This is a genomic window from Streptomyces sp. MK7 (assembly GCF_032658145.1).
Classification (GTDB): Bacteria; Actinomycetota; Actinomycetes; order Streptomycetales; family Streptomycetaceae; genus Streptomyces; species Streptomyces spiralis.
Window position 1 is genome coordinate 51198 of record NZ_JAVACL010000004.1, and the last position, 26384, is coordinate 77581.

A 26384-nucleotide genomic window follows, 5' to 3' on the forward strand; every position below is an offset into this window, starting at 1 on the left:
CTGTCTCCATGGCACCCCGCTGGTTCCCTGTCAGGGGGCCGGTCCTTACTCTGACCCTGTCAAGAACATTGCGGGGCAACGTGAATCAGATGCAGGGCCTGCTCCTCGCGGGCCGCTACCGGCTCGCCGACTCCATCGGCAGCGGCGGCATGGGCCGGGTGTGGCGCGCGCACGACGAGGTGCTGCACCGGGCCGTCGCCATAAAGGAGTTGACCGCCGCTCTCTACGTCTCCGAGAGCGACCGGGCGGTCCTCCTCGCACGCACCAGGGCTGAGGCCCGCGCGGCCGCGCGGATCAACCACTCCGCCGTCGTCACCGTGCACGACGCGCTGGAACACGACGGCCGCCCGTGGATCGTGATGGAGCTCGTCGAGGGCCAGTCGCTGGCGGACGCGGTCAAGGAGCAGGGCCGCCTGGAACCGCAGGAGGCGGCCCGGATCGGACTGTGGGTGCTGCGCGCCCTGCGGGCCGCGCACGCCGCCGGGGTGCTGCACCGCGACGTCAAGCCCGGCAACGTCCTGCTGGGCCAGGACGGCCGCGTCCTGCTCACCGACTTCGGCATCGCCCAGATCGAGGGCGACACCACCATCACCCGCACCGGAGAGGTCGTCGGCTCGGTCGACTACCTGGCGCCCGAGCGGGTCCGCGGCCACGACCCCGGCCCGGCCTCCGACCTGTGGGCGCTCGGTGCCACGCTGTACACGGCGGTGGAGGGCCTGTCGCCGTTCCGCCGCACCTCGCCGCTGAGCACCATGCAGGCGGTCGTCGACGAGGAGCCGCGCGATCCGGCGCACGCCGGTCCCCTCGGGTCCGTCATCACCTCACTCCTGCGCAAGGATCCGGCCGCACGACCGGACGTCACGACGATCGAGCAGATGCTCGCCGAGGCCGCCGAGGGGCGCCAGCCTCGCGACGCACAGGCGTATGTGCCCACGCAGCAGGTCGGTCACCACACGGACCCGGGGACGCAGTCCGGGAGCACGTATCCCGGCGCGCAGGCCGGAACGGGTGCGTATCCGGGTGCGCAGGCCGGCACGGGTGCGTATCCGGGTGCGCAGGCCGGAACGGGTGCGTATCCGGGTGCGCAGGCCGGAACGGGTGCGTATCCCGGCGTGCAGGCCGGCACAGGTGCGTATCCCGGTGCGCAGCCGGGCCCGCACTCCGGCGTCGGCGCCCCCGCCCCCGGCTCTGTCGGCACGGGCGCCACGACGCCGTACCACCCGATGACGGCGCCGACGGCCGTCGGGCCCGTGCACGGTGCCGCGAGCGGAGCGAGGCAGCCCAGGCGCCGCCTGCGCAATGTCGTCCTGGTGGCAGTCCTCGCCGCGCTCATCGGCGGCGGCACCGCGGTGGTGCTGCAGAAGTGGGACTCCGGCCGGCGGCACGATGCCGGTCCGTCCGTCACCACGCCGCCCGTCACCTCCCCGGGGCCCAGCCCGACCGGGACCGGCAAGGCCCGTGCGTCGGGCGGCCTCCCGGCCGGCTGGGTGCGCAAGAGAGATCCCTACGGCTTCAGCATCGCCGTGCCCGACGCGAGCTGGCAGCGGGCGAATCCCGACGAGGCGCTCCACCAGGTCGATTACACGCCCGACGGCGGCAAGCACTTCATCCGTATCGCCGTCGACGACTCGCCGGACTTCCCCACCGCGCACGATCACCAGCTCGACCTGGAGCAGCAGTTGCACCGGCTGGTCGACTACAAGCGGGTGACCCTCCAGGCCAACACCTTCCGTGACCGTCCCGGCTCCCTGTGGGAGTACACCTGGACCGCGCTGGCCCAGGACCCGGGCTTCCCCGGACCGCGCCACGCCGTCGAGGAGACGTACTTCTCCCGTGAGGGCGTCGAGTACGCGATCTACATGTCCGGGCCCGCCGACGACTGGACGACCACACAGAAGCAGTTCAGGACGGTCCTCCAGAGCTGGCGGCCCGGTTCGGACTGACGACCGGCAGGCCGGCGCGCTTGGCCGGTCGGCGCCCCGGAAGCGGGCGGGCCGATGCGGCATGATGGGGCGCATGGGGACCGAGGGGGCCGACCTCCGTGTGATCGCGGGCCGTTACCGCCTGGAGGCGCGGATCGGGCGCGGCGGCATGGGCATCGTGTGGCGGGCGACCGACCGGTTGCTCGGCCGACGGGTCGCGGTCAAGGAACTCCCGTTCGACGAGACACTGTCCGCCGAGGAGGCCCGGCAGCAACGGGACCGGACGCTGCGGGAGGCGCGCGCGGTCGCCCAGTTACGCCACCCGCACGTCATCGTCGTCCACGACATCGTGGAGCAGGACGAACGGCCTTTCATCGTCATGGAGCTGGTCGAGGGCGGTTCGCTCGCCGACCGGATCGCCGCGCGTGGCCCGGTGGACGCCGCCGAGGCCGCCCGTATCGGCATCGCCCTGCTGAGCGCGTTGCGCACGGCGCACGCCGCCGGGGTGCTGCACCGGGACATCAAGCCCGCGAACGTCCTGGTGGAGTCCGGCACCGACCGTGTCGTCCTCACCGACTTCGGCATCGCCCAGGTGGCGGGCGCCACCACGCTCACCGAGACCGGCTCCTTCGTCGGCTCGCCGGAGTACACCGCGCCCGAGCGGATGTCCGGCAGCGGTGCGGGCCCGCAGTCCGACCTGTGGTCGCTGGGCGCCCTGCTGTGCACGGCGCTGAGCGGTGAATCGCCCTTCCGGCGGGACTCGTTGGGCGGCATTCTGCACGCGGTCGTCATGGACGAGATCCGGCCGCCCGCGCAGGCCGGGCCGATCCTGCCCGTCGTACGCGGACTGCTGGAGCGCGATCCGGACCGGCGGCTGGAGGCGGCCGAGGCGGAGCGCATGCTGCGGGCCTTCCTGGAGACGGGGCGCACGCCGCAGCCGTCGCGGCCGTCCTCCTCGCCGTCGCGCCACACCCCGACGCAGCGGAACCTGCCGCAGGTGCCCCCGTCGACGGATTCGGCCCCGCCCACCCGGTCGGGCCGGTCGGGTCGGTGGGGCCGGCCGGGGCCGGTCACTTCCGTGTCGGCGGGCGTCCCGGAGGGCTCCTACGGTTCCAGTGGGCAGGCCGCGTCCGGAGGGCACGTCGCCTCCGGCGGGCCGAGCAGTTCTCAGGGCCCGGGCGTGCCCGGCGCAGCCGGTGGTGCGCAGGAGGCGCCCGGCCCGCGCTCCACGCGGGGTGTGCTGGCCGCGGCGTTGCTCGTCGCCGCGCTGGCCGGAGCGGGTGTGTCCGCGGCGGCGCTGCTGATGAACGTGGGTGGCACCGGCGGGCACCCGCCGGTGAGTTCGGCTCCGGGTACGGCCGTGGGCGTCTCGGGGAGCGACCCCGCGGGTACGGCGACCGGGTCGGCGTCGCCCACGCCCTCTGCGTCGCTGTCGCCGTCGTCCACGGTGCCGTCCGGCCCGGCCGCCGCGGTCACGGAGACCCGGTCCGCCCCGGCCGCCGCCGGCGGACCCACCGCGCCCTCGGGCTACCACCTGGTGCACGACCGGGCCGGCTTCTCGGTCGCGGTGCCGGACGGCTTCACGCGCAGCCCGCAGGGTGTGCGGATCTTCTACATGTCACCGGGGGAGACCTTCCGCCTCGGTATCAAGAGCGCCGAGCCGGAGACCGGCGGGCCCCTCGCAGTGATGCGCCGTGCCGACGCCGCGGGCCCGGACACCAACCCCGGTTATCACGACGGCCGGGTCACCGGCACCTCGCACCGCGGACACCCCGCCGCCCTCTGGGAGTTCACCTGGAACGGGTTCAGCGCGGCGGAGGGGCCGCGGCACACCTACGACCTGTGCTGGGAACAGAACGGGCGGATGTACGACGTATGGGTGTCGGCACCGGTCGGGAAGGTGCGGGAGGCGAAGGAGTACTTCGACGTCGCGGTCGACACGTTCAACCCGGCGTGAGTGGCAGGCGCGTCCGCCGTAGGTCACGGGTCTGTGACCGCCCGCGCCCGCAAGTGGAGCCCCGGGCGTGGGTCGCGATATGCATGGAACATGAGCAACAACGGGGGAGCCCACCACGGGGCCGAGGAGCCGACGAGTTTCGTCCTGCGACCGCCGAACGCGCAGCCGCGGGTGCCCCACCCGCAGAACCCTTACGCCGCACCGGCGCAGGCCCAACCGCAGCCCCCGATGCAGCCGCAGGCCCAGCCCCAGGTCCCGCCGCAACCCGAGGCCCAGCCCCAGCTCCCGCCGCAACCAGAGGCGCAGCCCCACACCCAGGCGCAGTCCCCGGCCCAGGCGCAGCCTCACGCGCAGGCGCAGCCCCCGGCCCGGACGCAGGTCCAGCCCCAACCGCCGGACCCCGGTGCCGGGCGGCTCATCGCCGGCCGCTACCGGCTGCTGGCCAAGCTCGGGCACGGCGGCATGGGCACGGTGTGGCGGGCCAAGGACGAGACGGTGGACCGCGAGGTCGCCGTCAAGGAGCCCCGGGTCCCCGACCACCTTCCCGAACGGGAACGCGCCAACGCCTTCGAGCGGATGCGCCGCGAGGCCCGCGCGGCGGCCCGGCTCGATCACCCGGCGGTCGTCAACGTCCATGACGTGGCCGTCGTGGACGACCGGCCGTGGATCGTGATGGAGCTGGTGCAGGGACGCTCCCTCGGCAGCGTTCTTCAGGAGGGCACGCTGGACGCCCGCGAGGCGGCCCGTGTCGGCCTGGAGGTGCTCGGCGCGCTCCAGGCCGCGCACGCCGCGGGCGTCCTGCACCGGGACGTCAAGCCCGACAACATCCTTCTCGGACGGCACAACCGGATCGTCCTCACCGACTTCGGCATAGCCCAGATCGAGGGCGAGACCAATCTGACCGACACCGGCGGCTTCGTCGGCTCGCCCGAGTACATCGCGCCGGAGCGGGTGCTGGGCCGGCGCCCCGGCCCGGCGAGCGACCTGTGGTCCCTCGGAGTGGTCCTGTACGCGGCCACGGAGGGTGTCTCGCCGTTCCGCCGCAGCAACACCCCGGCCACCCTCCAGTCGGTCCTCAACGCCGTCCCGGCGCCTCCGGCCACCGCGACCGGTCCGCTCGCCGAGGTCATCACCGGCCTGCTGCAGAAGGACCCCGCGCACCGTCCGGACGTCGCCCGTGTGCGCACCCTGCTGGAGGCCGCGGCGACCCCGCCGCCTCCGGCGCCCACACAGGTGGTCCAGTACGTCGAGGGCGGCAGGCGCTCCCTGCGGCTCGGCCGCCGTGCCTGGCTCGGGATCGGTGCCGCGGCCGTCGCGGCGGTGGTGGTGGCGTACGTCGGTATCGCGCACCCGTTCGCGGGCCCGCTGCCCGGCGGCTGGACGACGCACCACGAGAAGGACGTCGCCGCGACGCTCGCCGTGCCCGAGCACTACAAGCGCACCGGGCCCGACCGGAGTTCGGACGACACGCACTGGGTCACCTACAGCGATGTGAGCGGCAGTGTCTGGATCACCCTGTCGCTCGAGAAGAAGACCGATGACGACAACGGCGACATCGCGGACTCGGCGGCGGCCGAGATGTACGACGACGACGCCAAGTTCAAGCAGCGGGGCGACTACGACCTCGACATGCCCTCGGGCAAGGACACCAGGACCAGTCCCGACGACAACGCGACGTTCCACGGCCGCAAGGCCGCCGAGAACACGATCACCTACAAGACGGACGACTCGGAGAACCCCCGTCCGCGCGCGGTGCGGATCTTCTACTACAAGACGTCCAAGGACGACATGTACAAGCTCACCATCGGCTATCCCGGCAAGGACAGCGACTTCGAAGAGCGCGGCATGGAAGTGGCGAAGACGGCGATCGACAACCTGGACGTCGACGACCTGTGAGCCGGGCTGCGGGAATCCGTGCGCCGGGCTGCCGCGCTCGTGATCGGATCAAGACAGAAAGTGCAAGAAGAGAGCCCTGATCAGCGTGTTTGTTGCCACTGATCACTGGCGCCGTGTGAGCACTCGGTGAATCCCCGTTACCGACGGGTACACAAAGCCCCGGCCGCGTCATACCCTGCGCTTCATGACGGACGCGCAGGCCCCGGCACAGACCGGCACGAATCCTCTCGCCCCCGCCCCGGCGGGTGCCCGCACCGCGGCCGACGTGGTGACCCCGGAGCTGGTCGCCCAGCTCACCAAGGGAGTCGTCGGGTCCGGCCGGACCGCCAACCACACACCGTTCACCGGTGAGAAGCTCGCCGACCTGCCCGAGTCCACCCCCGAGGACGTGGCCCTCGCCTTCGAGCGGGCCCGCGCCGCCCAGACCGTCTGGGGGAAGGTCCCCGTACGGCAGCGCGCCGCCGTCCTGCTCCGCTTCCACGACCTGGTGCTCGAACGGCAGGCCGAGGTCCTCGACCTCATCCAGCTGGAGACCGGCAAGGCCCGTCTGCACGCGCACGAGGAGGTGCAGGCGGTCGCCGTCGCCGCCCGGCACTACGGCCGCCGGGCCGCCGCCTATCTGAAGCCGAAGCGGCACACGGGCGCCGTACCGACCCTGACGAAGGTCGTCGAACTGCGCCACCCGCGCGGCGTCGTCGGCCAGATCGCCCCCTGGAACTACCCGCTGGAGCTCTCGGTCGGCGACGCGCTGCCCGCCTTCGTCGCGGGCAACGCCGTGGTGATGAAGCCGGACACGGAGACCTGCCTGACCGCGCTGTGGGCGCGCGACCTGCTGATCGAGGCCGGGCTGCCCGCCGAGGTGTTCCAGGTCGTCATCGGTGACGGCCCGGTCGTCGGCCCGGCGGTCGTCCAGCACGCCGACTACGTCTCCTTCACCGGCTCCACCCGCACCGGCCGCGAGGTCGCCCAGGGTGCCGCCGCGCGCCTGGTGGGCGTCTCCCTCGAACTCGGCGGCAAGAACGCCATGCTGGTCCTCGAGGACGCCGACATCGAGAAGGCCGCGGCCGGAGCGGTCCGCGCCTGCTTCTCCTCCGCCGGACAACTGTGCATCTCCATCGAGCGGTTGTTCGTCCACGAGTCGGTCGCGGACGCGTTCCTGGAGCGCTTCGCCGCCCGGACCAAGGCGATGCGCCTGGGTACGTCCCTCGCGTACGGCGCCGACATGGGCTCGCTGGTCGGCGAGCGGCAGCTGAAGACCGTCACGCGGCATGTGGAGGAGGCCGTCGCCAAGGGCGCCAAGGTGGTGGCGGGCGGTGTCGCCCGCCCGGACGTCGGCCCGTACTTCTTCGAGCCGACCATCCTCGACGGCGTCGAGACACCGATGTCGGTCTGCACCGAGGAGACCTTCGGCCCGGTCGTCTCGATCTACCGCTTCTCTGCCGACGACGAGGCCGTCGAGCATGCCAACTCCACGCCGTACGGTCTGAACTCGTCCGTGTGGACCAAGGACGCCCGCCGGGGCCGCGAGATCGCCGCCCGGCTGCGCACCGGCACGGTCAACATCAACGAGGGCTACGCGCCCGCGTACGGCAGCGCCCAGTCGCCGATGGGCGGCATGAAGGACTCCGGCCTGGGCCGCCGGCACGGCTCCGAGGGCATCCTCAAGTACACCGAGGCGCAGACCATCGCCCACCAGCGGCTGCTGCCCATGGCCCCGTCGCTCGGCATGGACGACGCGGCGTACGCGGCGTTCATGAGCCGGAGCCTGAAGCTGATGAAGGCGTTCCGCTTCCGCTAGACCACACCCGAACACCCCCCGCCCCCACCCCCGTCCCCACCCCGTTCTCGACGAGGAGAGCACGTGTCGCAGGAGAAGACTGTCCAGGCCCGGGACGAGAACGAGCACGGCGAAGACGGGTACGACTACGACGTCATCGTGGTCGGGTCGGGATTCGGCGGCTCGGTCAGCGCCCTCCGGCTGACCGAGAAGGGCTACAGGGTCGGCGTACTCGAAGCCGGCCGCCGCTTCACCCGCGACACCCTCCCCAAGAACTCCTGGGACCTGAAGAACTACCTGTGGGCCCCGAAGCTCGGCCTGTACGGCATCCAGCGCATCCATCTGCTGGGCAATGTCATGGTGCTGGCCGGTGCGGGTGTCGGCGGCGGCTCCCTCAACTACGCCAACACCCTCTACGTACCGCCGAAGGCCTTCTTCGACGACCCGCAGTGGCGTGACATCACCGACTGGCAGGAGGAACTGGCCCCGTACTACGACCAGGCCAGGCGCATGCTCGGCGTGCGGCTCAACCCCACGATGACCCCCTCCGACGTGCACCTGAAGGCGGCGGCGCAGAGCATGGGCGTCGGCGACTCCTTCCACATGGCGCCGGTCGGGGTCTTCTTCGGGGACGGCGAGGACGCCGACGGCAAGGCGAAGGCCGGGCCGGGCGAGCGGGTCGCCGACCCCTACTTCGGCGGGGCCGGCCCGGACCGCAGGGCGTGCACCGAGTGCGGCGAGTGCATGACGGGTTGCCGGCACGGCGCGAAGAACACGCTGACCGAGAACTACCTCCACCTCGCCGAGAAGGCGGGCGCGGTGGTCCACCCCATGACGACGGTCGTGTCCGTCACGGACGACTCCCGCGGCGGCTACGCGGTCGCCACGCTCCCGACGGACGACAAGAAGAAGGGCGCGGGCCGGATCTTCACGGCCCGCCGGGTCGTCCTGGCCGCGGGCACCTACGGCACCCAGACGCTGCTGCACCGTATGAAGGCGGGCCGGCAGCTGCCGCACCTCTCGCCCCGGCTGGGCGAGCTGACCCGCACCAACTCCGAGGCGCTGGTGGGTGCCCAGACCGACAACCGGCGCTACCGCCGGGCGACCGGCGAGCCGAGAGCCGACTTCACCCGCGGGGTCGCCATCACGTCCTCCGTCCACCCCGACGAGAACACCCACATCGAGCCCGTCCGCTACGGCAAGGGCTCCAACTCGATGGGCGGCCTGTCGGTCCTTCAGGTCCCCTATGCGGACGGCGGGTCGAGGATCGCGGCCTGGCTGGCGAACGCCGCCCGTCATCCGCTGCTGGTGCTGCGTTCGCTGTCGAACCGCCGCTGGTCGGAGCGGACCATCATCGGGCTGGTGATGCAGTCCCTGGACAACTCCCTGACCACGTACCTCAAGCCGGACGGCGTCGGCAAGGGCCTGCTCACCGCCCGCCAGGGCCACGGCTCGCCCAACCCCAAGCAGATCCGGGCCGCCACCGAGGCCGCCTCCGCGCTCGCCGCCGAGATCAACGGCTTCCCCGGCTCCAACGTGGGCGAGCTGATGGGCACGCCGCTCACCGCGCACTTCCTCGGCGGCTGCCCGATCGGCGACTCGGCCGAGACGGGCGTCATCGACCCCTACCACCGCCTGTACGGCCACCCGGGCATCTCGGTCGTCGACGGGGCGGCGGTGTCCGCGAACCTGGGCGTGAACCCGTCCCTGACCATCACCGCGCAGGCCGAGCGGGCGATGTCGTACTGGCCGAACAAGGGCGAGGCCGATCCGCGCCCGGCGCAGGGCGCGGCCTACGAGCGGCTGAAGCCGGTCGAGCCCCGCCGTCCGGCGGTCCCGGCGGACGCGTTCGGCGCGCTGCGGCTGCCGTTCCTGGGGATACCGGCGGTGCCGCCGAAGAAGTAGCCCCTGGGCGGACAGGGAACAGACAGGGGACAGACAGGGAACAGGGGTCCTGCGCGGTGTTCGCGCAGGACCCCTGCCCATGGATTTCAGAGAACGCGGGACGCGTCGGGAGAAGCGTCACGCGTCGTCAGAACGCGTCAGGCGTTCGAGACGCCGCCCTTGCGGCGACGCACGGCGAACAGCGCACCGGCACCGACGACGACCGCGACGCCGCCGACGAGACCGATGGTCGGCACCATGGAGCTGGAGCCGGTCTCGGCGAGGCTGCCGGTGGCGTGCTGGGTGTTGTTCTGGTTCGGCTTCTCGCTGGGAACGGGGACCTTGCCGCCTTCCTGCGGCTTGGTCCCGCCGGTGTCGGTACCGGGCTTGACGATCTGGATGATGTAGTGCGCCTGGTCCGCGCTGAGGCAGTTCGCCTCCTCGTCGAAGTAGACTCCGCCGCCGATGGTCAGGCCCTCACCGATCGGGGCGTTCGCCTTGACGTTCAGCCGGAGCTGGTAGGTGACCGTCTTGCCGCCGGCGATGTCGGAGAGGTCGAGGTAGCCCACGGAGTGGACGTCGTCGTCCGTGACGTCGACCCAGTCCCCGTCGTACTTCACCTGCAGCTGGACCTGGCTGGTCTTGTACGCGTCGGGGGCGTTCGGGTCGCTGGGGCCGACGCCCGCGTAGAAGACGATGTCCTTGACGTCGGTCTGCGTCGGGTTCTTGACGGTGAGCGTGAAGGGGTGCCAGCCGCTGCCGACCGCTATCTTGCCGGGCAGGCCGCTCAGCTGGGCGTCCAGCTTGGACTTGTAGTTGGCGTCCTCGTCCTCGCAGAAGCCGGGCTCATCGGTCGGCTCATCGGTCGGCTCGGACGACTCGCTCGGCGTCGTCGGGGCGGAGACGGTGTCGGAGGGGGACACGTTGTCGGAAGGCGACGACGTGCTGTCCGAGGGGGACACGTTGTCCGATGGCGACGTGCTGTCGGAAGGAGACACGCTGTCGGAAGGCGACGTGCTGTCGGACGGGGAGGCACTGTCGGACGGCGACTGACTGGCGGACGACTCGCTGGCGCTCGGCGAGACGCTGGGCGACTCCTGGGCGAAGGCCGTCGTCGCGGACAGGAGCGCCAGCGGGGACAGGGCAGCCGTCGCGGCCGCAGTGACCATCGCGCGGCGAAGCTTCATGAAGACCTCGGAAAGTTCAGGCGTATCGCGCGTCGGCGCGGTACGAACTGGCGAGCCACCGCGTGGCGGCGCGGGAGTGGACCTTGTTCGCCAGGTGTGACCCCGGGCGCGCGCGAATGGTTGTGCTGACTCTCACAGGTTCTTTATGTGATGTGCGTCATGGGCGGTGCCGCGGCGCTGGTCCGTACGCACTGCAAGGCGGTGGTCCGCTCGGGGACTTGGGGCCGAGGGGTCCCTGTTTCCGCCGGTCGGCCCCGGGCGTCCCCGGAGCCGACCGTTATCTGGGTGACCGGGCTGCTGTCCCCTGCCGTCCGGTCACTTCCCTGGAGCGAGGTCCCACGACGCACGGCACGGCCGCCACGTCTCATCGCTCCAGAGAGCCACGCGTGGTTCTATCGGGCCCGCCCCTGGCTGGCACGGACACCGATACCAACGAGGTGGCGCACACGGCGGTCACGCGCCGTACGGGTGAGATGCGGCGGACGCGGCACGCAGGTGCGGGACAGGGGTGCGGGACAGGGGTGCGGGATGAGGACGCGGGACGAGGAGGCGGGCGGAGCCGCGGGCGGGCTCAGATCTTGCCGCGGCACAGCTCCAGCAGGGTCATCGCCACGGTCGTGCCCGGCTTCCCGAGCGCGTCCCGGTAGTGGCCGAGGATCTCCATCTCGCGGGAGAGGTTCACCCGCCGGCCGCCGGAGGCGATCCGGGCCTCCTGGATGACGGCGGAGACGGCCATGCGCTCCTGGATCAGGCCGATGATCCGGTCGTCGAGCGCGTCGATGCGCTCCCGGGCGCCGGTGATCACGTCGGCGGCCTCGGGGGTGCGCGCTCCGGTGACGTCGGTGGCGGTGGTGGCGGCGGCTGTGGCGGTCATCAGGGGGCTCCTCGTCGGACGGGGTGCCCCGGAGCGGCAAGATCCGGAAAACACCAGGCGCCCCGGACCTTGTCGGCCCGGGGCGCCTGGGAAGTCGCTTGTCAGTTGCTCAAGCAGCACGACCATGGCAGCCGGCGGGCCGGTTGCCATAGGTAAAGACGAAGGTCTGGTGCTGGAGCATGGGGCCCAGTATGCCGGGTCCCGGGGGCGAGTCCAACACGGTTCGCATGGTGAGACGGGGGTTCCGGGTGCGGGCCCGAGGACGACGTCGAGGTCGCGCACGCCCACCCCGGTAGAATTGGCCAGCACAGAGACCCCGCCCGATCCGCCGGAAGGCTCCCGTGTCATCAGCGTCCCCCGCTGCCGCCACCCCCGACACCGTCCTGGTCGTCGACTTCGGTGCGCAGTACGCCCAGCTCATCGCCCGTCGCGTCCGCGAGGCGCGGGTCTACAGCGAGATCGTCCCCAGCACCATGCCGGTGGCCGAGATGCTCGCCAAGAACCCGGCGGCGATCATCCTGTCCGGCGGCCCCTCGTCCGTGTACGAGGAGGGCGCCCCCCGCCTGGACCGCGAGATCTTCGAGGCCGGAGTCCCCGTCTTCGGCATGTGCTACGGCTTCCAGCTGATGGCCCAGGTCCTCGGCGGCACCGTCGACAACAGCGGCGCCCGCGAGTACGGCCGTACGCCACTGCACGTCTCCAAGACGTCCTCCACGCTCTTCGAAGGCACCCCGGCCGAGCAGCCGGTGTGGATGTCGCACGGCGACGCCTGCTCCGCCGCTCCCGAGGGCTTCACCGTCACGGCCTCCACGGACGTCGTCCCGGTCGCCGCCTTCGAGAACGACGAGAAGAAGCTCTACGGCGTCCAGTACCACCCCGAGGTCATGCACTCCACGCACGGCCAGCAGGTGCTGGAGCACTTCCTGTACCGCGGCGCGGGCCTGGAGCCGAACTGGACCACGGGCAACGTCATCGAGGAGCAGGTCGAGGCGATCCGCGAGCTGGTCGGTGACAAGCGCGCGATCTGCGGCCTGTCCGGCGGTGTCGACTCCGCGGTGGCCGCCGCCCTGGTGCAGAAGGCCATCGGCTCCCAGCTGACCTGCGTGTACGTCGACCACGGCCTGATGCGCAAGGGCGAGACCGAGCAGGTCGAGAAGGACTTCGTCGCGGCCACCGGTGTGCAGCTGAAGGTGGTCGACGCCGAGGAGCGCTTCCTGAAGGCGCTCGCCGGGGTCAGCGACCCCGAGGAGAAGCGGAAGATCATCGGCCGCGAGTTCATCCGGGTCTTCGAGCAGGCCCAGGCGGAGATCATCGCGGACGAGGGCCCGGCCGTGGAGTTCCTGGTCCAGGGCACGCTCTACCCGGACGTCGTCGAGTCCGGCGGCGGCACCGGCACCGCCAACATCAAGTCGCACCACAACGTCGGCGGCCTGCCCGAGGACCTCGAGTTCAAGCTGATCGAGCCGCTGCGCAAGCTGTTCAAGGACGAGGTCCGCATGGTCGGCCAGGAGCTCGGCCTGCCGGAGGAGATCGTCCAGCGCCAGCCGTTCCCGGGTCCGGGTCTCGGCATCCGTATCGTCGGTGAGGTGACGAAGGAGCGTCTGGACCTGCTGCGTGAGGCCGACGCCATCGCCCGCGAGGAGCTGACCGCGGCCGGCCTGGACCGGGACATCTGGCAGTGCCCGGTGGTCCTGCTCGCGGACGTGCGCAGCGTCGGCGTCCAGGGCGACGGCCGCACCTACGGCCACCCGATCGTCCTGCGCCCGGTCTCGTCCGAGGACGCCATGACGGCCGACTGGTCCCGGCTGCCGTACGACGTCCTCGCGAGGATCTCGACGCGGATCACGAACGAGGTGCGGGACGTCAACCGGGTCGTCCTCGACGTGACCTCGAAGCCGCCGGGGACCATCGAGTGGGAGTAGGCCCCCGCGGTGAAGCGGCTCAGGTGCGCTTGATCGTGCGCACCGGCCGGCCGGGCTTCCAGACCTGGACGACGAGGTACGTGCCGTTCTCGACGTAGGTCCGTACGACCTCGGTCAGCTCGGTGCGGAAGAGGTGGAACGGCTGCGGCGGTCCCACCTCTTCCGTGTAAGCGGACTTCTGCGGGCCGTCGGCCACCTCGATCGCCCGCCCGCTGATCCGTACGTCGCCGCCCCCCATGCCGGTCCCCTCCCCGGGGTTCGCCTGGAGCGCGAAACGAGGGTCACGGCGCAGGTCGCGGGCCTTCAGCGAGTCCCACATCATCCCCAGCCACAGCTCGCCGCGGCGGAAGTCGACCTCCAGACCGGAGGTGCGCGGCGAACCGTCCTTGCGCAGGGTGACGAGGACGTGGTGGGTGCTGTGCTGTGCGGGGTGCACCCCCGCACCCCCGCCTCGGAAGCGTTCCTCGACGGTCCTGGCGAGGTCCGGTTCGGCGGTGACGAAGGATTCCCAGTGGGCTGCCATACCGGCGAGTGTGGCGCCGAAACCCGACATCTCCTGTCGCCTTTCGGCACGGCGGGTTCTCCTCTTCCGGCAGGGCCTGTTCTCCTCGGCTGACCGACGGTAACTTCCCGCCCGTACGCAACCGAGTGCCGGAGGACCAATGCCCGGGCCCACTCCGCCCCCACCCCTGCCCACGGACCAGCTGCGGTTCGCCATGCCGCCCAAGCACGAGTCGGCCGAGGACGAGCGCCGGTACCGCAAGGAGCGTCTCGCGGGCGCGCTGCGGCTCTTCGCGCGCTACCGGTTCGAGGACGGCGTCTCCGGGCACATCACCGCCCGCGACCCCGAGTTCAGCGACTGCTTCTGGGTCAACCCCTTCGGGATGCCGTTCAAGCACGTCACCGTGAGCGATCTGGTCCTCGCCAACCAGGACGGGCAGGTCGTGGAGGGCCGCTACCACGTGAACCAGGCCGCGTTCACCGTGCACGCCCAGGTCCACGCGGCCCGCCCGGACGTGGTCGCGGTCGCCCACTGCCACTCGGTGCACGGGCGGGCTCTCGCGGCCCTGGGCGACCTCCTGGAGCCCATCACCCAGGAGAGCTGCGCCTTCTACGAGGACCACGCTCTCTACGACGCCTACACCGGTGTCGCGGTCGACGCGCAGGAGGGCCGCCGGATCGCGGCCGCGCTGGGCTCGCACAAGGCGCTGGTGCTGCGCAACCACGGCCTGCTGACGGTCGGCGACTCGGTGGACGCCACCGCCTGGTGGTTCCTGTCCATGGAACGCTCCGCCCAGGTGCAGCTCACCGCCCGCGCGGCCGGGCGGCCGGTCCTGATCGACCACAAGGCGGCGGTGGCGACGCGCGAACAGCTCGGCGGAGACCTGGTGGCCTGGATCAACTACCAGCCTCTGTGGCAGGACATCAGCCGCAGTGAGCCGGACCTGCTGAGCTGAGCCTCCCGGGCGGCCGGGGCCCCCGGCGGCTGGGACGTCGGTCGGCCCGGGCCTCGAGCGGCTGGGACCTCGGGCGCTCCGGGCCTCGAGCGGCTGGGACGTCGGGCGCTCCGGGTGGTCTAGAACCACCGCAGCACCGCCGCCTTGGTCATCGCGAACTCCTCGTCGGTGAGCACCCCGTCCCGGTGCAACTGGCCCAACTCCCGCAGGCGGCGCAGCAGTATGTCGTGGTGGTCGGCCCGCGGCGGGACGGCGGCCGCGAGTTCCCGGCGGTCGGTGAGGCCGGTCCCGGCGCGGGCCGAGGGGTGCGGCAGCCGGGCGGTGACGGCGGCCGCGACCAGCGCCGTGAGCAGGTCCCGGCGAGCGTTCCCCCACAGGTCCAGGGCGTAGGGGTCCTTCTCGGGCGGCAGCTTGGAGAAGACGGTCTCGCCGGTCACGAAGCGCAGGAAGCCGTCCTCGTAGCCGGAGTTGGGCAGCCACTCGACCTGGAACAGCTCGCCGAGACCGATGACGCGCGGGCCGGTGGCACGCTTGACCCGGTCGGAGGTGTCGGCCCAGTCGATACGGACCTGGGTGCCGTCGAAGCAGACCGTGCCGTCGGAGGAGCGGACCGAGACCGGCACCGGCGGCCCGGCCAGCAGATAGGCCTTGGCCGGCTCCTTGGGGACCTGGTCCAGGAGCAGGGCCTGACGGATCTCCTCGGCGATGTACTCGGCGACCGAGGAGCGGTCGGGATCCACCGCCAGCCGATAGGGGTCGGCGGCCTCCGGCAGCCGTCCGCCGGTCGCCTGGAGCAGGGGGTCGGCGCCCTCCCGCAGGCGCATGCGCAGCCGGCCTCGCCTGCGCTCGGACTCGTAGACCACGCCGGCGACGGCCTCCAGCGGCACGGCGATCTCCCCGTACGTCTGCCGGAACAGCGACACCGAGCGGTGGAGCCCCGGCGTGATCCTGACCGTGCTGCCGTCGAAGGCCCAGCTTCCGTCCCGCTGGATGATCTCGGCCATAAGGGAATTCTTGCAGCCGGGTCAACACGACGAACCGGGCTTCACCCGTGCTGACCAGACCGAGCGGACGGGGGCGGGGTGAGGTAGGGCACAATTCGCTGTCGGCGGTGGGGTGTTGTCGGCAGGACTTCTGCGGTTCCTGGGGAAGGCGGGCGTCGGGCGTGGCGGTGCAGGAAGCGAGAGACGGCGCGGCGAAGCGCGCCCACGCGGGCGGTTGCACGTGCGGGGACTGCCCGCACGGGGCGCGCACGGGGCACCGGCGGGCCGTGGCCGAATTCCTCCTCAAACGGGACGAGTTCGCCGCCGGGCAGGGCCTGCCCGCGGCCGTGGCCCACTCGGCGTCGGCCTCCCGGCAGTGGGTCTCGGAGGAGCTGACCCAGTCGGCGGAACTCGTCGCCGAACGCGGCCGTGCCGAGGGCGAGGCCTGGCTGGCGAGGCTGTGGCGCCGGACGGCGGCCGCGGTGGGGGCGGCGGTCGTGCTGCTGCTCCTGGTACAGGCGCTGACGGCGATCGGCGCGGGCTGGAGCACCGCCCGGACGGCGGGACTGCTGGCGGCGGTCCTGGTGGGCGGGGCGTTGACGGCCGCCGCCTGGTTCCACCGGGCGCGCGGCGGTGCGCTGGCCCCGGTCATCGGTGAGGACAACCGGCTGTCCACCTCCCGCGCGGTCGCCGCGGGCTGGGTGCTGTTCGTGGCGTACGCGGTGCTGGTGCTGGTGGGCCGCCTGGTGGCGGCCTCCGGCCATGCGGAGCGCGACGCGCTGATCTCCGGGCTCGAACTGGCCCGCGGCGCCGGTGTGGTCACCGTGCTCGCGGTGGTGTGCGGGATCGCGGTGCTGGTACGGCGGGTGGTCGGGCTGCGGGTGCTGGGACAGCGGCTCCAGAAGGTGCGCGCCGACCGGCCGCGCGCGGCCGACCTGCTGACCGACGACGCGGGCCGGGGCGCCTTCACGGACATCCAGTACGTCGTGGTCAGCGCCGTCGCGCTGGTGTTCGCGGCGGTGCGGCTGGCCCGGCGGCCCGACCAACTGCCCGACCTGCCATGGGGGCTGGCTCTGGTGGTCCTGGTGTCGGCCGCGACCTACCTGGCCGGCAAGTACGCGGAGGGCGGGCGCCCGGTGATCCTCTCGGTGGTCCGGGCCCGGGAGGCCGGCGACCTGGACGCGCCGATCCGCACCGGCGACGACATCGAGATCCGCGGCGCGGGGTTCGTCCCGCCCGGGGCGCAGGCCGCCGACCGGCTGTCACGGACGGTGGTCCGCATCGGCGCGGTCAACGTCCATGTGCCCCTGGTCCCCGTGACCGGAGGATTCAGCAACCCCACGGACACCGTGCTGACCGTCCCGGTCCCGGCGGACGTGGAACCGGGCCGGGTCGACGTGCAGCTGGTGACCGCGGCGGGGGTGGAGACGAACCGGTACGCGATCGACGTGACCGAGTGAGCCACGCGCGCCGAAACCATCCGGAAGGCGGAAAGAGAACGGGAAAACGGCCGAGCGCGGTTGAACGGGTCCTTTCTTCCGTACGTATGGTCGATTGAGTGGTAAACGGCCTTGCGGTGAGAGGTGGCTGAGTGATGACTCACGGTCTTCGTACGGATACACAGACGTCGTATGCGGATCGACGAGGTACCTGGCGGGATGCCGCCGCCCGTTACTCCCTCCTCCCCCTCCGCGTCTTCCTGGGCGTCACCTTCGTCTACGCCGGCCTGGACAAACTCACCGACAGCGCCTTCATGAAGGCCTCCGGGCCCGGCTCGCTCGGCGACACGATGCACGCGGTCCGTGACTCCTCCGCGATCCCGGCCCTCGTCGACCTGGCCCTGAAGAGCCCCGTCGGCTTCGGCTACGCCATCGCCTTCGGTGAACTCGCCGTCGGCATCGGGGTCCTGGTCGGCCTGCTGGGCCGCCTGGCCGCGCTCGGCGGCGCGCTGATCTCCCTCAGCCTGTGGCTGACCGTCAGCTGGGCCACCACTCCCTACTACTTCGGCAACGACCTCGCCTATCTGATGGCCTGGCTGCCCCTGGTCCTGGCCGGCACCCCGATGTTCTCCCTGGACGCCGCCCTGCGGGCGCGGCGGCGGGGAGGAGGGAACTACCGGTAGGTCCGGGGACCGCCCCGGTGGCCGGCTGCGGCTCAGCCCACCCCCTCCGTCCGGGTCTCGCGGATCCCGCCACGACGGGCTCTGCGGCGCCGCCGTACGGCCGCGTTGAGGCCCGCCACCACACCGGCCAGGCACAGGCCGCCCACCACCAGCGGGACCCCCACGAACCACGGGGTCTGCCAGAGGCCGCGGGCGTCCCCGGCGTAGACGACGCCCGCCGCGATGAGGAAGACCCCGCCCACCAGCTTGCCCGGCTGGAACTCATGACGCAGCACGGCTCACCTCCGCCTGTCCCACGCCGACCCGAAGGTCGAGATCGAGTGTCCCGGCGTTCTTCACACCCGCCGGCGGCGCCAGGGTCACCTGCTGGTGCCTGCCCGGGGCCACGTCCACGTCCTCGGAGCTGTCGCCCGGCAACCGGATGTCGCCGACCCCCACGTCGATGGTCGCCCGCACGGTCACGCCCTGGGGGACGATCACCCGCAGCCGTCCCATCCCCACCTGCGCCCGCGCGGACACCGTCTGGCCGCCGCCGACGTGTATTCGGGTCAGGTCGAGGGTGCCCTCGCCGGTGCCGAGGTCGTACTTCGGCCTCACCGCCGCCGCCGCGGCGGGCCGCCAGGTCGTGTGCGACCAGTGCGTGGTGATGTCCTTGGGAAGCGCCGCCGAGCCGGCGAGCAGTCCCGCGGTGACGAGCGCCAGCAGGATCGAGCCCGCACCTGTGCGGCCCAGGAAGGCACTGACCGCTATGCCCAGGCCGAAGACGCCGAGCGCGCAGGCCAGACCGGTCTGGAGGCTGGTGCCGAGCGTGTGGTCGCTCCAGGTCAGGCCGGTGCCCAGGCCGCCCGCGACCAGGGCGAGCAGGAAGACCCAGCCGCCGATCCAGCGCGGGCCGCGCGGACCACGTGTGCGGGGCGGCTCGGAGCGCGGGGTGCGCACCTCCTCGTCGCCGCGGCCGCCGAGGCTGATGTTGACGGCCGCCGCGATGTCCCGGTCGCGCGAGTCCCTGGGGCCCCACAGATAGCCGGTGCCACCGACATGGGTGCCGTCCTTGACGATCGGGTCGCGCCACCAGGACGGGTAGGCCGCGAGTGCCGGTGGCGCCTGGGCCTCCGGCGGGGCGTCGGCGACGGCCTGGGCGGCCAGCGGGTCGGGGTCGGGGGCACCGCGGTACCGCGACCAGTACCCGGCGCCCGCGAGCAGCAGGGAGAGGACGACCGCGAAGGTCAGCACACTGCCGTTGCTCAGCATCGACAGGAACACCCCGCAGCCGACCAGCGCGAACAGCACGGCCGCCAGCGCCTGGCCGTCCACCCGGCCGGTGAGGAGCTTGCGCACCTCGTTCTCGTCCTCGTCGTCGTACGGCACGAAGAGCCAGGCGAAGCCGTAGAAGATCAGGCCGATACCGCCGGTCGCGGCGAGCACGGCCAGTGTGATGCGGAAGATCACCGGGTCCATGTCGCACAGCCGGCCCAGACCCGAGCAGACCCCGCCGAGCAGCTTGTTGCGCCGGTCCCGCCGGAACCTCGCTGAGCCCGCGGTGGCTTCCGGCTCCTCGGCAGCCGGGGAGCCGGCTCCCCTTCCCCCTTCGGCCGCCGCTGCGGCAGCCCCGCCCCGGCCGGGCTGCTCGTCCCGGCCGGGGCGGGGCTCCTCGGCCGTCCCCGGCCGGCCCGTCGCCCCCGTCGTCCCCGTCACACTCGCCTCTCCGGTCCGTCCGGGCCCGTCGTCCGCACCCGGCTGTCCGACTGTTCGCTCTGTCCCTGTTCTCTCTGTTCCGTGCGCGCCCGTGTGCTCGTGCGCGCGCGGTTCCTCACCCGCACCCGTGCCGGGCGCGGTGTCCCGCGGCCCGGCGCCCGGGACCGGGCGGGGGCCGGGGCCGGGTTCCGGACCCGTCGCGGCGTGCTGGTGATTCCTCATGCGTCCATGGTGACGGGCGCGCCGCCGCGGCGGGAGCCGGGACGACCCTGGCCGAACCCTGATTCGCCCCTGAGCCACGGCCGGGGATGCGTTCGACGGGCTTCCGGCACGGCCTCCGACTCGGTCTTCGACCCGTCCTCGCCAGGCCCTCGGCGGGCTCTCGGCCCGCGGACGGTACCGCACTGCCCCGGTTCCCCCGAAGATCGCTCCAAGATCAGGGGCGTCTCGGGGGCGGACCCTGATGACCCGGCCCCGCGGGCATGTGACCATCGATGACATGCCGGAAGCCGCAGCACTGCCTCTCGACGACCCGCGGCCGCCGCGCAAGCTCTACCGCAGCAGCGACGGACGCTGGCTCGGGGGAGTGGCGCGGGGCCTCGCCGGGCACCTCGGGCTGCCCGTGGTCTGGGTGCGGCTCGTCTTCGTCGGCCTGTTCATGGCGGACGGTCTCGGCGCCCTGCTGTACGCGGCCTTCTGGTTCTTCGTCCCGCTCGGGGTCGGCGGCGTCGGTGACCAGAAACCGCCCTCCCTCGTCACCACGGAGACCTCGCCCGACGGCCGGCGAAGACTCGTCGCCCGCAAACCGGACAAGGGCCAGATCGTCGCCCTGCTCCTCATGGTCGTCGTGGCGATGGTCTTCGTCGGCAGTGTGAACCTGGGGGGCGGCGCCAAGGCGTACCTCGTGCCGGCCGTCCTTGTCGCCGCGGGCGTCGCCCTGGTCTGGCGTCAGGCGGACAACGCCCGCCGGGCCCGCTGGGTCGAGGTGGGCCGCCACCGCCGTACGCTCACGCTGCTGCGCGCCGGCGCGGGAGTCCTGCTGGTCACCGCCGGTGTCTCGGCCATCTTCGTCCTGCAGGGATCCGCCGCCCACCTCGGCTCGGTGCTCCAGGCGGCCCTCGCCGTCCTCGTGGGCATCACACTGCTCGCCGGCCCGTACCTCGTGCGCATGACCCAGGACCTCTCCGAAGAGCGCCTGATGCGCATCCGTGCCCAGGAGCGCGCGGAGGTCGCCGCCCACGTCCACGACTCGGTGCTGCACACCCTGACCCTGATCCAGCGCAACGCGGAGAACGCGGGCGAGGTCCGCCGCCTCGCCCGTGCCCAGGAGCGCGACCTGCGCGCCTGGCTGTACAGACCGGAGGGCAACGGCAAGGACGAGGCCGACGAACCGACCACCCTCGCCGAGGCGGTCAAGCGCAACGCCGCCGAGGTCGAGGACAAGCACGGCGTCCCCATAGATGTGGTCGTGGTCGGCGACTGCCCGCTCGACGAACGGATCGGCGCCCAGATGCAGGCCGCGCGCGAAGCCATGGTGAACGCGGCCAAGTACGGTGGCGAGGGCGGCGCCGTGCAGGTGTACGCCGAAGTCGAGGGCAGGACGGTCTTCGTGTCCGTACGTGACCGCGGCCCCGGCTTCGACCTCGACGCGATACCCGCCGACCGCATGGGCGTCAGAGAATCGATCATCGGCCGCATGGAGCGCAACGGAGGCACGGCCCGGCTGCGCGCCGTGCCGGACGGCGGCACGGAGGTCGAGCTGGAGATGGAGAGGGCGGAGAACACGTGATGAGCGACCCGACCGAGGCGAACGGTACGGCGGGAGCGGAGACGACGGAGGCGGCCGGGGCCGCCGAGGGTGGTGCGGGCCGGCGGCATGCGCGGGTGGTCCTCGTCGACGACCACCGCATGTTCCGCACGGGCGTCCAGGCCGAGATCGGCCGGACGGAGGAGACCGGGGTGGAGGTCGTCGGCGAGGCCGCCGACGTCGACCAGGCCGTCACGGTCATCACCGCGACCCGCCCCGAGGTGGTCCTCCTCGACGTCCACCTTCCCGGCGGCGGCGGTGTCGAGGTGCTGCGGCGCTGCACCGCGCTGATGGCCGACGCCGAGCAGCCGGTCCGTTTCCTCGCGCTGTCCGTCTCGGACGCGGCGGAGGACGTGATCGGCGTGATCCGCGGCGGGGCACGCGGATATGTGACGAAGACGATCACCGGCTCCGACCTCGTCGACTCGGTCTTCCGGGTCCAGGAGGGCGACGCCGTCTTCTCGCCGCGCCTGGCCGGCTTCGTCCTCGACGCCTTCGCCTCCACCGACGCCCCGCCGGTCGACGAGGACCTCGACCGCCTCACCCAGCGCGAGCGCGAGGTCCTGCGGCTGATCGCCCGCGGCTATGCCTACAAGGAGATCGCCAAGCAGCTGTTCATCTCCGTGAAGACGGTCGAGTCCCATGTCTCGGCGGTCCTGCGCAAGCTCCAGCTGTCCAACCGCCACGAGCTGACCCGCTGGGCGACGGCGCGCCGGCTGGTGTGACCGGCGGCCCCGCCGGCTCTTCTACGCCACCCGAGTCGCCCCCGCGAACGGCATCTGGTCGATCGGGGCCAGGCGGACCGGGGCCGAGGGGTTCGGGGCGTGGATCATCTGGCCGTTGCCCACATAGATGCCGACGTGGCTGATCCCGGAGTAGAAGAACACCAGGTCGCCGGGGCGGAGATCGGAGCGTGAGACGCGGCGGCCGGCATTGATCTGGGCGTAGGTGGTGCGGGGGAGGGAGATCCCGGCGGCCCGGTAGGCGGCCTGGGCCAGGCCCGAGCAGTCGAAGGCGTCGGGGCCGGTCGCGCCCCAGACGTAGGGGCTGCCGAGTTTCTGGTACGCGTAGGTGACGGCCGCCGCCGCACGGGAGCTGGGTGCCGCCGCCGAGCCGGGGGCGCCGAGCGTGTCCCTCGGGGAAGCCGTGCGGGAGGCGTGCGGGGAGCCCGTGCCGTCGCCGAGCGCGGCGCGCTGCTGCGGGGAGAGCCCGGCCAGCAGCCGCCGGGCCTCGTCGAGTTTGCGGGTGATCGCCTTCTTCTGCCGGCGCAGCTCCGCCTGCCGTGACCTGAGCGAGGTCAGCTCGATGCGTGCGGCGCCGCGCAACTGCTCGATCTCCCGCAGCTGCCTGCGCACGTCGGACACCGCGGCCGTCTGCCGGGCACCGGCCCGTTCCGCGAACTCGGCGCCCTGCAGATACCGCCCGGGGTCGTCGGAGAGCATCAGCCGCACCGAGGGGTCGATCCCGCCCTCTCGGTACTGCGCCGCGGCGATCGAGCCGAGGGCGTCCCGTGCCGCGTTGAGTCCTTCCTGCCTGCGGGCCGCCTCGTCGCCCAGCGTCTTGATCCGTTTCTCCGCCGCGTCCGCCTTCTCCTTCGCCCCGTCGTACTTCTCGGTGGCGGCCTCCGCCTCCTGGTACAGCTTGTCCACCCTGGCCTTGACCTGTTCCGGCGTCGGCTGCGGCGCCGCCTGCCCGATGCCGTCGAAGCCGGTGGCCGTCGCCGCGCCCGCGAGGGCGATCGTGGCGGCCGTACGCGCCGTACTGCCGTTGAGCGAGCGCTGTCGGGGCCTGCGGTGCGCTGCCACGTGGACCGTCACGTCCCTTCGTCGGGCCGCGGAAGCGGGCGGGGGCGTCCGGCGGCGGCCCACACAGGGGGAGCGCGCCGCCGCCGGACTTTCTGGCGGGGGTTTCCGGCTGCCGCCCCTGGCCCGGGCGGCGGTGGGGAGCCGGGCACCTGGGGGAGGACGGTAGAGCGCTCCGTGCCGACCCTGTGACTCCATGTACGGAACTGGCGTGAGGGGACCATCCGGTGACCGTATGTGACCCTGATCCAGGGCTGGGGGTGGCGACTTCACGCAGAGCGATGACCGATGCGGCGGTTCGGGGGGAGGCGTGGACGCCCGGGTGCTATGGGGCGCATATATGCGTCGGCGGTCGGCGGGCATCGGGCCGCGCGCGTGCCTCTCGCGAGCCGCTGACCGAGGTGCCGAGCGCGTATCCGCAGCGACGGGCGCGTGTCCGGGGTGCCGGGCCGGTGTCCGAGGCGACCGGCCCGCTGGCTAGGCTCCGGCCTCATGGACGTACTCATCCATCTCTTCGTCGGCCTGCACATCATCGGGATCGCGGCGCTGCTCGGTGGTTTCCTCACCCAGATGAAGGCGATGGGCCAGGGCACGGCCCGGTTCGTGCCGGCCATGCTGCACGGCGCGCTGACCATGCTGGTCACCGGTGTCGTCCTGGTCGGCCTCAACGAGGCACAGGACTACCACGTCGACAACATCAAGATCGGCGTGAAGCTGGCGCTGCTGATCGTGATCCTCGGCCTGGTCTACGTCAAGCGCGACGACGAGAAGATCGACAAGAGCATGTTCGGCGTCGTTGGCCTGCTGACCATGGCGAACATCTTCATTGCGGTGCTGTGGACATGAGTTCGGCGCGCGCGTCCGCGACGGCACCCGCGGCGACGACCACCCAGGCCGCCACGGCCACCCACAGCAGCGCCTCGCCGGGCACCGTGAGCTGAGGGATGTCCAGGGAGGAGGCCACGGACAGCATCGCCGCCGCCGTCATGCCCAGGGGGAAGACGGTCGACCAGCGGCACACGTCGTAGCCGAGCCGGGGCCGTGCCAGCTCGGCCACGAGCAGGACGGCGTACCAGCACAGGTCGAAGGCGAACAGGGCCAGGGTGACCTTGTGCAGGACTCCGCGGTCGTCCTCGTTCCACAGGTACGGGCCCCCGCTGCCGGCGGCGATCAGCTCGGCGCCGGCGAGCGCGGAGATCGCCAGTGCTCCGCCCGCCACCCAGTGGTCCCCGCGCCCCTCGACGACCTGCCGCAGATCGAAGCGGGTCAGTGCGAAGACGTAGAGCGCGAGACCTAGCCAGAAGAACACCAGCGCCGTGTGCGCGAGCCAGGCCGTCGCCTCCGCCCTGGCCAGCGACGCGCCGAGCACGGCCAGCCCCTCCGTGGCCACGCAGCACAGGAAGACCGATCCCGGCATGGGCCGTTGTGAGTTCCGCACGACCCGCACGAGCAGCCACGGCCACAGCACGACGGCCAGCGCGAGCGACACCTCGGCGACGAACTGCCAGCCCAACGCCGAGAAGCGCGTGCCCACGACGGTCGTCGCGGCGACCCCGGTGAGCCCGCCAGGTGTCCCCGCCTCCTGGACCCAGCGTGCCCGCTCGCACAGCAGCCGTGCGACGAAGTCCGCCGCCAGCGCCAGCCAGGCGACGCAGGCCACCGCGAGGACGGCGAGCGACAGCGCCTCGTAGCCCGTCAGATGAAGCCCGACCGACAGGATGCCGGTCGCCATGACGGCGGCCCCGGCCGCCGGCGGACGCTGCGCCAGCCAGGCGCGAAAGGGTGAGGTGGCGGGCATGATCCTGATGCTAAGAGCTGTGCGCGCCGCGCGAGCGGGGCACGCGCGCGGGCGCACGCAAAAAGGGAGCCGGCAGGCGCTCAGGCCGGACGCACCACGCCCAGGATCGCCGACGTCCCCTCGTAGAAGATCGATTCCTCACGGACGTGGGCGCCGGGCCCCGGAGCGTGGATCATCATGCCGTCGCCGGCGTAGACCCCGACGTGTCCGGCCTCACCGTGGAAGAAGACCAGGTCGCCGTGGAGAGCCTCGGACAGCGGGACCCGCCTGCCCGCACCGGCCTGATCGTGGACGCCACGCGGCAGGGCGACTCCTGCGGCCTTCCACGCGGCCTGGGCCAGGCCGGAAGAGTCGTACGAACCGGGTCCGGCCGCGCCCCAGACGTACGGCTTGCCGATCTGCGCACGGGCGAAGGCAAGGGCCTTCTGCGCCTCTCCCTGCACGGCCCCGCCCCCCGCGGACTGCGGGGCCGGCTCCTCGGCGCCGGCCCTCTCCGGCGCGGCGGCCGCGTCCGCCAGCAGCGCACGAGCGTCGGCGAGCTTGTGCTGGACGGCGGCCTTGGCCGCCCGGATGCCGCGCTGAGCCCCGGCCGGCGCCTCGGCCCCCTGCCCGGACGCCGACTGCTCGGACGACGACGCCCCGGGGCTCGCGGGGCCGGCGGCCTCTCGCCGCCTCACCGTCGTCGTCGGGCCCGCGGCCCTCACCGACCTCGCCGACCGCTGCGTCGACGAGTGGGTCACCAGACTCCTCTGGCGCGCGATCAGCCGGCTCATCAGCTGAGCCTGGTCGAAGTAGCCCTGCGGGGTCTCCGGGAGGAGGGCGGTGGCGTCCGGGGCGACGGGCTCGGTGCGGGCCTGGCTCCCGGCGATGGCCTGCAGCATCTCGCGCGCCCTGCCGAGCATGTCGGTGCGCCTGGCCATGTCGTCGAGGAGTGCGGCGACCCGGCCGCGCTGCCTGGCGGGCTCCTCCCGGCCCGCGGTGTGACCGGCCGGGCTGTACGGCCCGGCGTCCGACCCGGCCTGCCGGTACAGCTCGTCGATCTTCTTCTCGACCTCTTCCGCCGAGGCGGACGGCGATACCGGCGTGGTGGTGTGGTGCGACGCCAAGGGACGGCGACTCCTTCGGCTCCGGGGCAAGGGTCCGGGCGGAACGGTAACCAACTGGTGTGGCTTGTGTGAAGGTTGATGCGTAATATGCCCGATACGTTTTCGTGACCCGGCCTGACCTGACCTCGTCGAGCCGTTTGACGTGACGGTCCGGCTCCGGAACGTGAGACCGGCGATGTTCCAAGGGCGGCCACG

The 26384-nt window shown here is 72.4% G+C and carries 22 protein-coding genes; 13 read left to right on the forward strand and 9 right to left on the reverse strand.

Annotated features, from left to right (window positions below; translation table 11 throughout):
• The first annotated feature begins 89 nt into the window (after window positions 1-89).
• The 5 genes from R2S09_RS07005 to R2S09_RS07025 all read left to right on the forward strand — a co-directional run bounded on the left by R2S09_RS07005 (window position 90) and on the right by R2S09_RS07025 (window position 9457).
• Complete coding sequence (locus R2S09_RS07005) at window positions 90-1943, forward strand: protein kinase domain-containing protein (RefSeq protein ID WP_316740333.1); 1854 nt, start codon at window positions 90-92, stop codon at window positions 1941-1943.
• A gap of 73 nt (window positions 1944-2016) precedes the next feature.
• Entirely contained in the window at window positions 2017-3879 is a 1863-nt protein-coding gene (locus R2S09_RS07010) for a protein kinase domain-containing protein (protein WP_316740165.1), read from the forward strand.
• A 90-nt stretch (window positions 3880-3969) separates the two neighbouring features.
• The gene (locus tag R2S09_RS07015) at window positions 3970-5775 is read left to right on the forward strand and encodes a serine/threonine-protein kinase (protein ID WP_306186465.1); all 1806 of its coding nucleotides are present in this window, start codon (window positions 3970-3972) and stop codon (window positions 5773-5775) included.
• A 184-nt stretch (window positions 5776-5959) separates the two neighbouring features.
• Window positions 5960-7573 (forward strand): succinic semialdehyde dehydrogenase, encoded by a 1614-nt coding sequence (locus tag R2S09_RS07020; protein ID WP_316740166.1) that lies wholly within the window; start codon window positions 5960-5962, stop codon window positions 7571-7573.
• Between the two features lie 63 nt (window positions 7574-7636).
• Window positions 7637-9457: a GMC family oxidoreductase gene (locus tag R2S09_RS07025; RefSeq protein ID WP_316740167.1), complete on the forward strand. Its 1821-nt coding sequence runs from the start codon at window positions 7637-7639 to the stop codon at window positions 9455-9457.
• Between the two features lie 137 nt (window positions 9458-9594).
• On the opposite strand, the gene R2S09_RS07030 is transcribed toward R2S09_RS07025, so the two are convergent.
• Complete coding sequence (locus tag R2S09_RS07030) at window positions 9595-10359, reverse strand: LAETG motif-containing sortase-dependent surface protein (protein WP_306186460.1); 765 nt, start codon at window positions 10357-10359, stop codon at window positions 9595-9597.
• Between the two features lies 1 nt (window position 10360).
• On the opposite strand from R2S09_RS07030, the gene R2S09_RS07035 reads away from it, so the two are divergent.
• Window positions 10361-10489, forward strand: a complete 129-nt coding sequence (locus R2S09_RS07035; RefSeq protein WP_316740168.1) for a hypothetical protein — start codon at window positions 10361-10363, stop codon at window positions 10487-10489.
• Window positions 10490-11194: 705 nt separating this feature from the next.
• On the opposite strand, the gene R2S09_RS07040 is transcribed toward R2S09_RS07035, so the two are convergent.
• Entirely contained in the window at window positions 11195-11497 is a 303-nt protein-coding gene (locus R2S09_RS07040) for a chorismate mutase (protein ID WP_316740169.1), read from the reverse strand.
• 341 nt (window positions 11498-11838) lie between these two features.
• Here R2S09_RS07040 and guaA point away from each other — a divergent pair, with 341 nt between their 5' ends.
• Window positions 11839-13419 (forward strand): glutamine-hydrolyzing GMP synthase, encoded by a 1581-nt coding sequence (gene guaA / locus R2S09_RS07045; RefSeq protein WP_306186455.1) that lies wholly within the window; start codon window positions 11839-11841, stop codon window positions 13417-13419.
• A gap of 19 nt (window positions 13420-13438) precedes the next feature.
• Here guaA and R2S09_RS07050 read toward each other — a convergent pair whose 3' ends face one another.
• Window positions 13439-13942 carry a pyridoxamine 5'-phosphate oxidase family protein gene (locus R2S09_RS07050; protein ID WP_306186453.1) on the reverse strand — a complete coding sequence of 168 codons (504 nt, stop codon included), beginning with the start codon at window positions 13940-13942 and terminating at the stop codon, window positions 13439-13441.
• Between the two features lie 139 nt (window positions 13943-14081).
• Here R2S09_RS07050 and R2S09_RS07055 point away from each other — a divergent pair, with 139 nt between their 5' ends.
• Window positions 14082-14876 carry a class II aldolase/adducin family protein gene (locus tag R2S09_RS07055; RefSeq protein WP_316740170.1) on the forward strand — a complete coding sequence of 265 codons (795 nt, stop codon included), beginning with the start codon at window positions 14082-14084 and terminating at the stop codon, window positions 14874-14876.
• Window positions 14877-14995: 119 nt separating this feature from the next.
• Here the strand turns inward: R2S09_RS07055 and R2S09_RS07060 are convergent, their stop codons facing one another.
• A complete protein-coding gene (locus tag R2S09_RS07060) occupies window positions 14996-15880 on the reverse strand; it encodes a DUF4429 domain-containing protein (protein WP_306186449.1) in 885 nt (294 codons plus the stop codon).
• A gap of 161 nt (window positions 15881-16041) precedes the next feature.
• On the opposite strand from R2S09_RS07060, the gene R2S09_RS07065 reads away from it, so the two are divergent.
• A complete protein-coding gene (locus tag R2S09_RS07065; RefSeq protein WP_306186447.1) occupies window positions 16042-17319 on the forward strand; it encodes a hypothetical protein in 1278 nt (425 codons plus the stop codon).
• A gap of 134 nt (window positions 17320-17453) precedes the next feature.
• Complete coding sequence (locus R2S09_RS07070) at window positions 17454-17981, forward strand: DoxX family protein (protein ID WP_306186445.1); 528 nt, start codon at window positions 17454-17456, stop codon at window positions 17979-17981.
• Window positions 17982-18013: 32 nt separating this feature from the next.
• Here R2S09_RS07070 and R2S09_RS07075 read toward each other — a convergent pair whose 3' ends face one another.
• Together R2S09_RS07075 and R2S09_RS07080 are read right to left on the reverse strand one after the other, a co-directional pair.
• Window positions 18014-18256, reverse strand: coding sequence for a hypothetical protein (locus R2S09_RS07075; protein ID WP_306186443.1), 243 nt, complete (start codon window positions 18254-18256; stop codon window positions 18014-18016).
• Window positions 18243-19898, reverse strand: coding sequence for a PspC domain-containing protein (locus R2S09_RS07080; RefSeq protein WP_316740171.1), 1656 nt, complete (start codon window positions 19896-19898; stop codon window positions 18243-18245). The genes R2S09_RS07075 and R2S09_RS07080 overlap by 14 nt, the downstream gene beginning before the upstream one ends.
• 277 nt (window positions 19899-20175) lie before the next feature.
• Here R2S09_RS07080 and R2S09_RS07085 point away from each other — a divergent pair, with 277 nt between their 5' ends.
• Both R2S09_RS07085 and R2S09_RS07090 read left to right on the forward strand, forming a co-directional pair.
• The gene (locus R2S09_RS07085) at window positions 20176-21465 is read left to right on the forward strand and encodes an ATP-binding protein (protein ID WP_306186438.1); all 1290 of its coding nucleotides are present in this window, start codon (window positions 20176-20178) and stop codon (window positions 21463-21465) included.
• Window positions 21465-22208: a response regulator transcription factor gene (locus R2S09_RS07090; RefSeq protein WP_306186436.1), complete on the forward strand. Its 744-nt coding sequence runs from the start codon at window positions 21465-21467 to the stop codon at window positions 22206-22208. The genes R2S09_RS07085 and R2S09_RS07090 overlap by 1 nt, the downstream gene beginning before the upstream one ends.
• A 21-nt stretch (window positions 22209-22229) precedes the next feature.
• Here the strand turns inward: R2S09_RS07090 and R2S09_RS07095 are convergent, their stop codons facing one another.
• Window positions 22230-23288, reverse strand: a complete 1059-nt coding sequence (locus R2S09_RS07095; RefSeq protein WP_306186434.1) for an NlpC/P60 family protein — start codon at window positions 23286-23288, stop codon at window positions 22230-22232.
• 489 nt (window positions 23289-23777) lie between these two features.
• Here R2S09_RS07095 and R2S09_RS07100 point away from each other — a divergent pair, with 489 nt between their 5' ends.
• The gene (locus R2S09_RS07100; protein WP_306186432.1) at window positions 23778-24131 is read left to right on the forward strand and encodes a hypothetical protein; all 354 of its coding nucleotides are present in this window, start codon (window positions 23778-23780) and stop codon (window positions 24129-24131) included.
• Here the strand turns inward: R2S09_RS07100 and R2S09_RS07105 are convergent.
• Together R2S09_RS07105 and R2S09_RS07110 are read right to left on the reverse strand one after the other, a co-directional pair.
• Window positions 24109-25083, reverse strand: coding sequence for a tellurite resistance/C4-dicarboxylate transporter family protein (locus tag R2S09_RS07105; protein WP_316740172.1), 975 nt, complete (start codon window positions 25081-25083; stop codon window positions 24109-24111). The genes R2S09_RS07100 and R2S09_RS07105 overlap by 23 nt on opposite strands.
• Before the next feature lie 80 nt (window positions 25084-25163).
• On the reverse strand, window positions 25164-26189 hold the full coding sequence (locus R2S09_RS07110; protein WP_316740173.1) for a C40 family peptidase: 1026 nt from the start codon (window positions 26187-26189) through the stop codon (window positions 25164-25166).
• Window positions 26190-26384 lie beyond the last annotated feature (195 nt).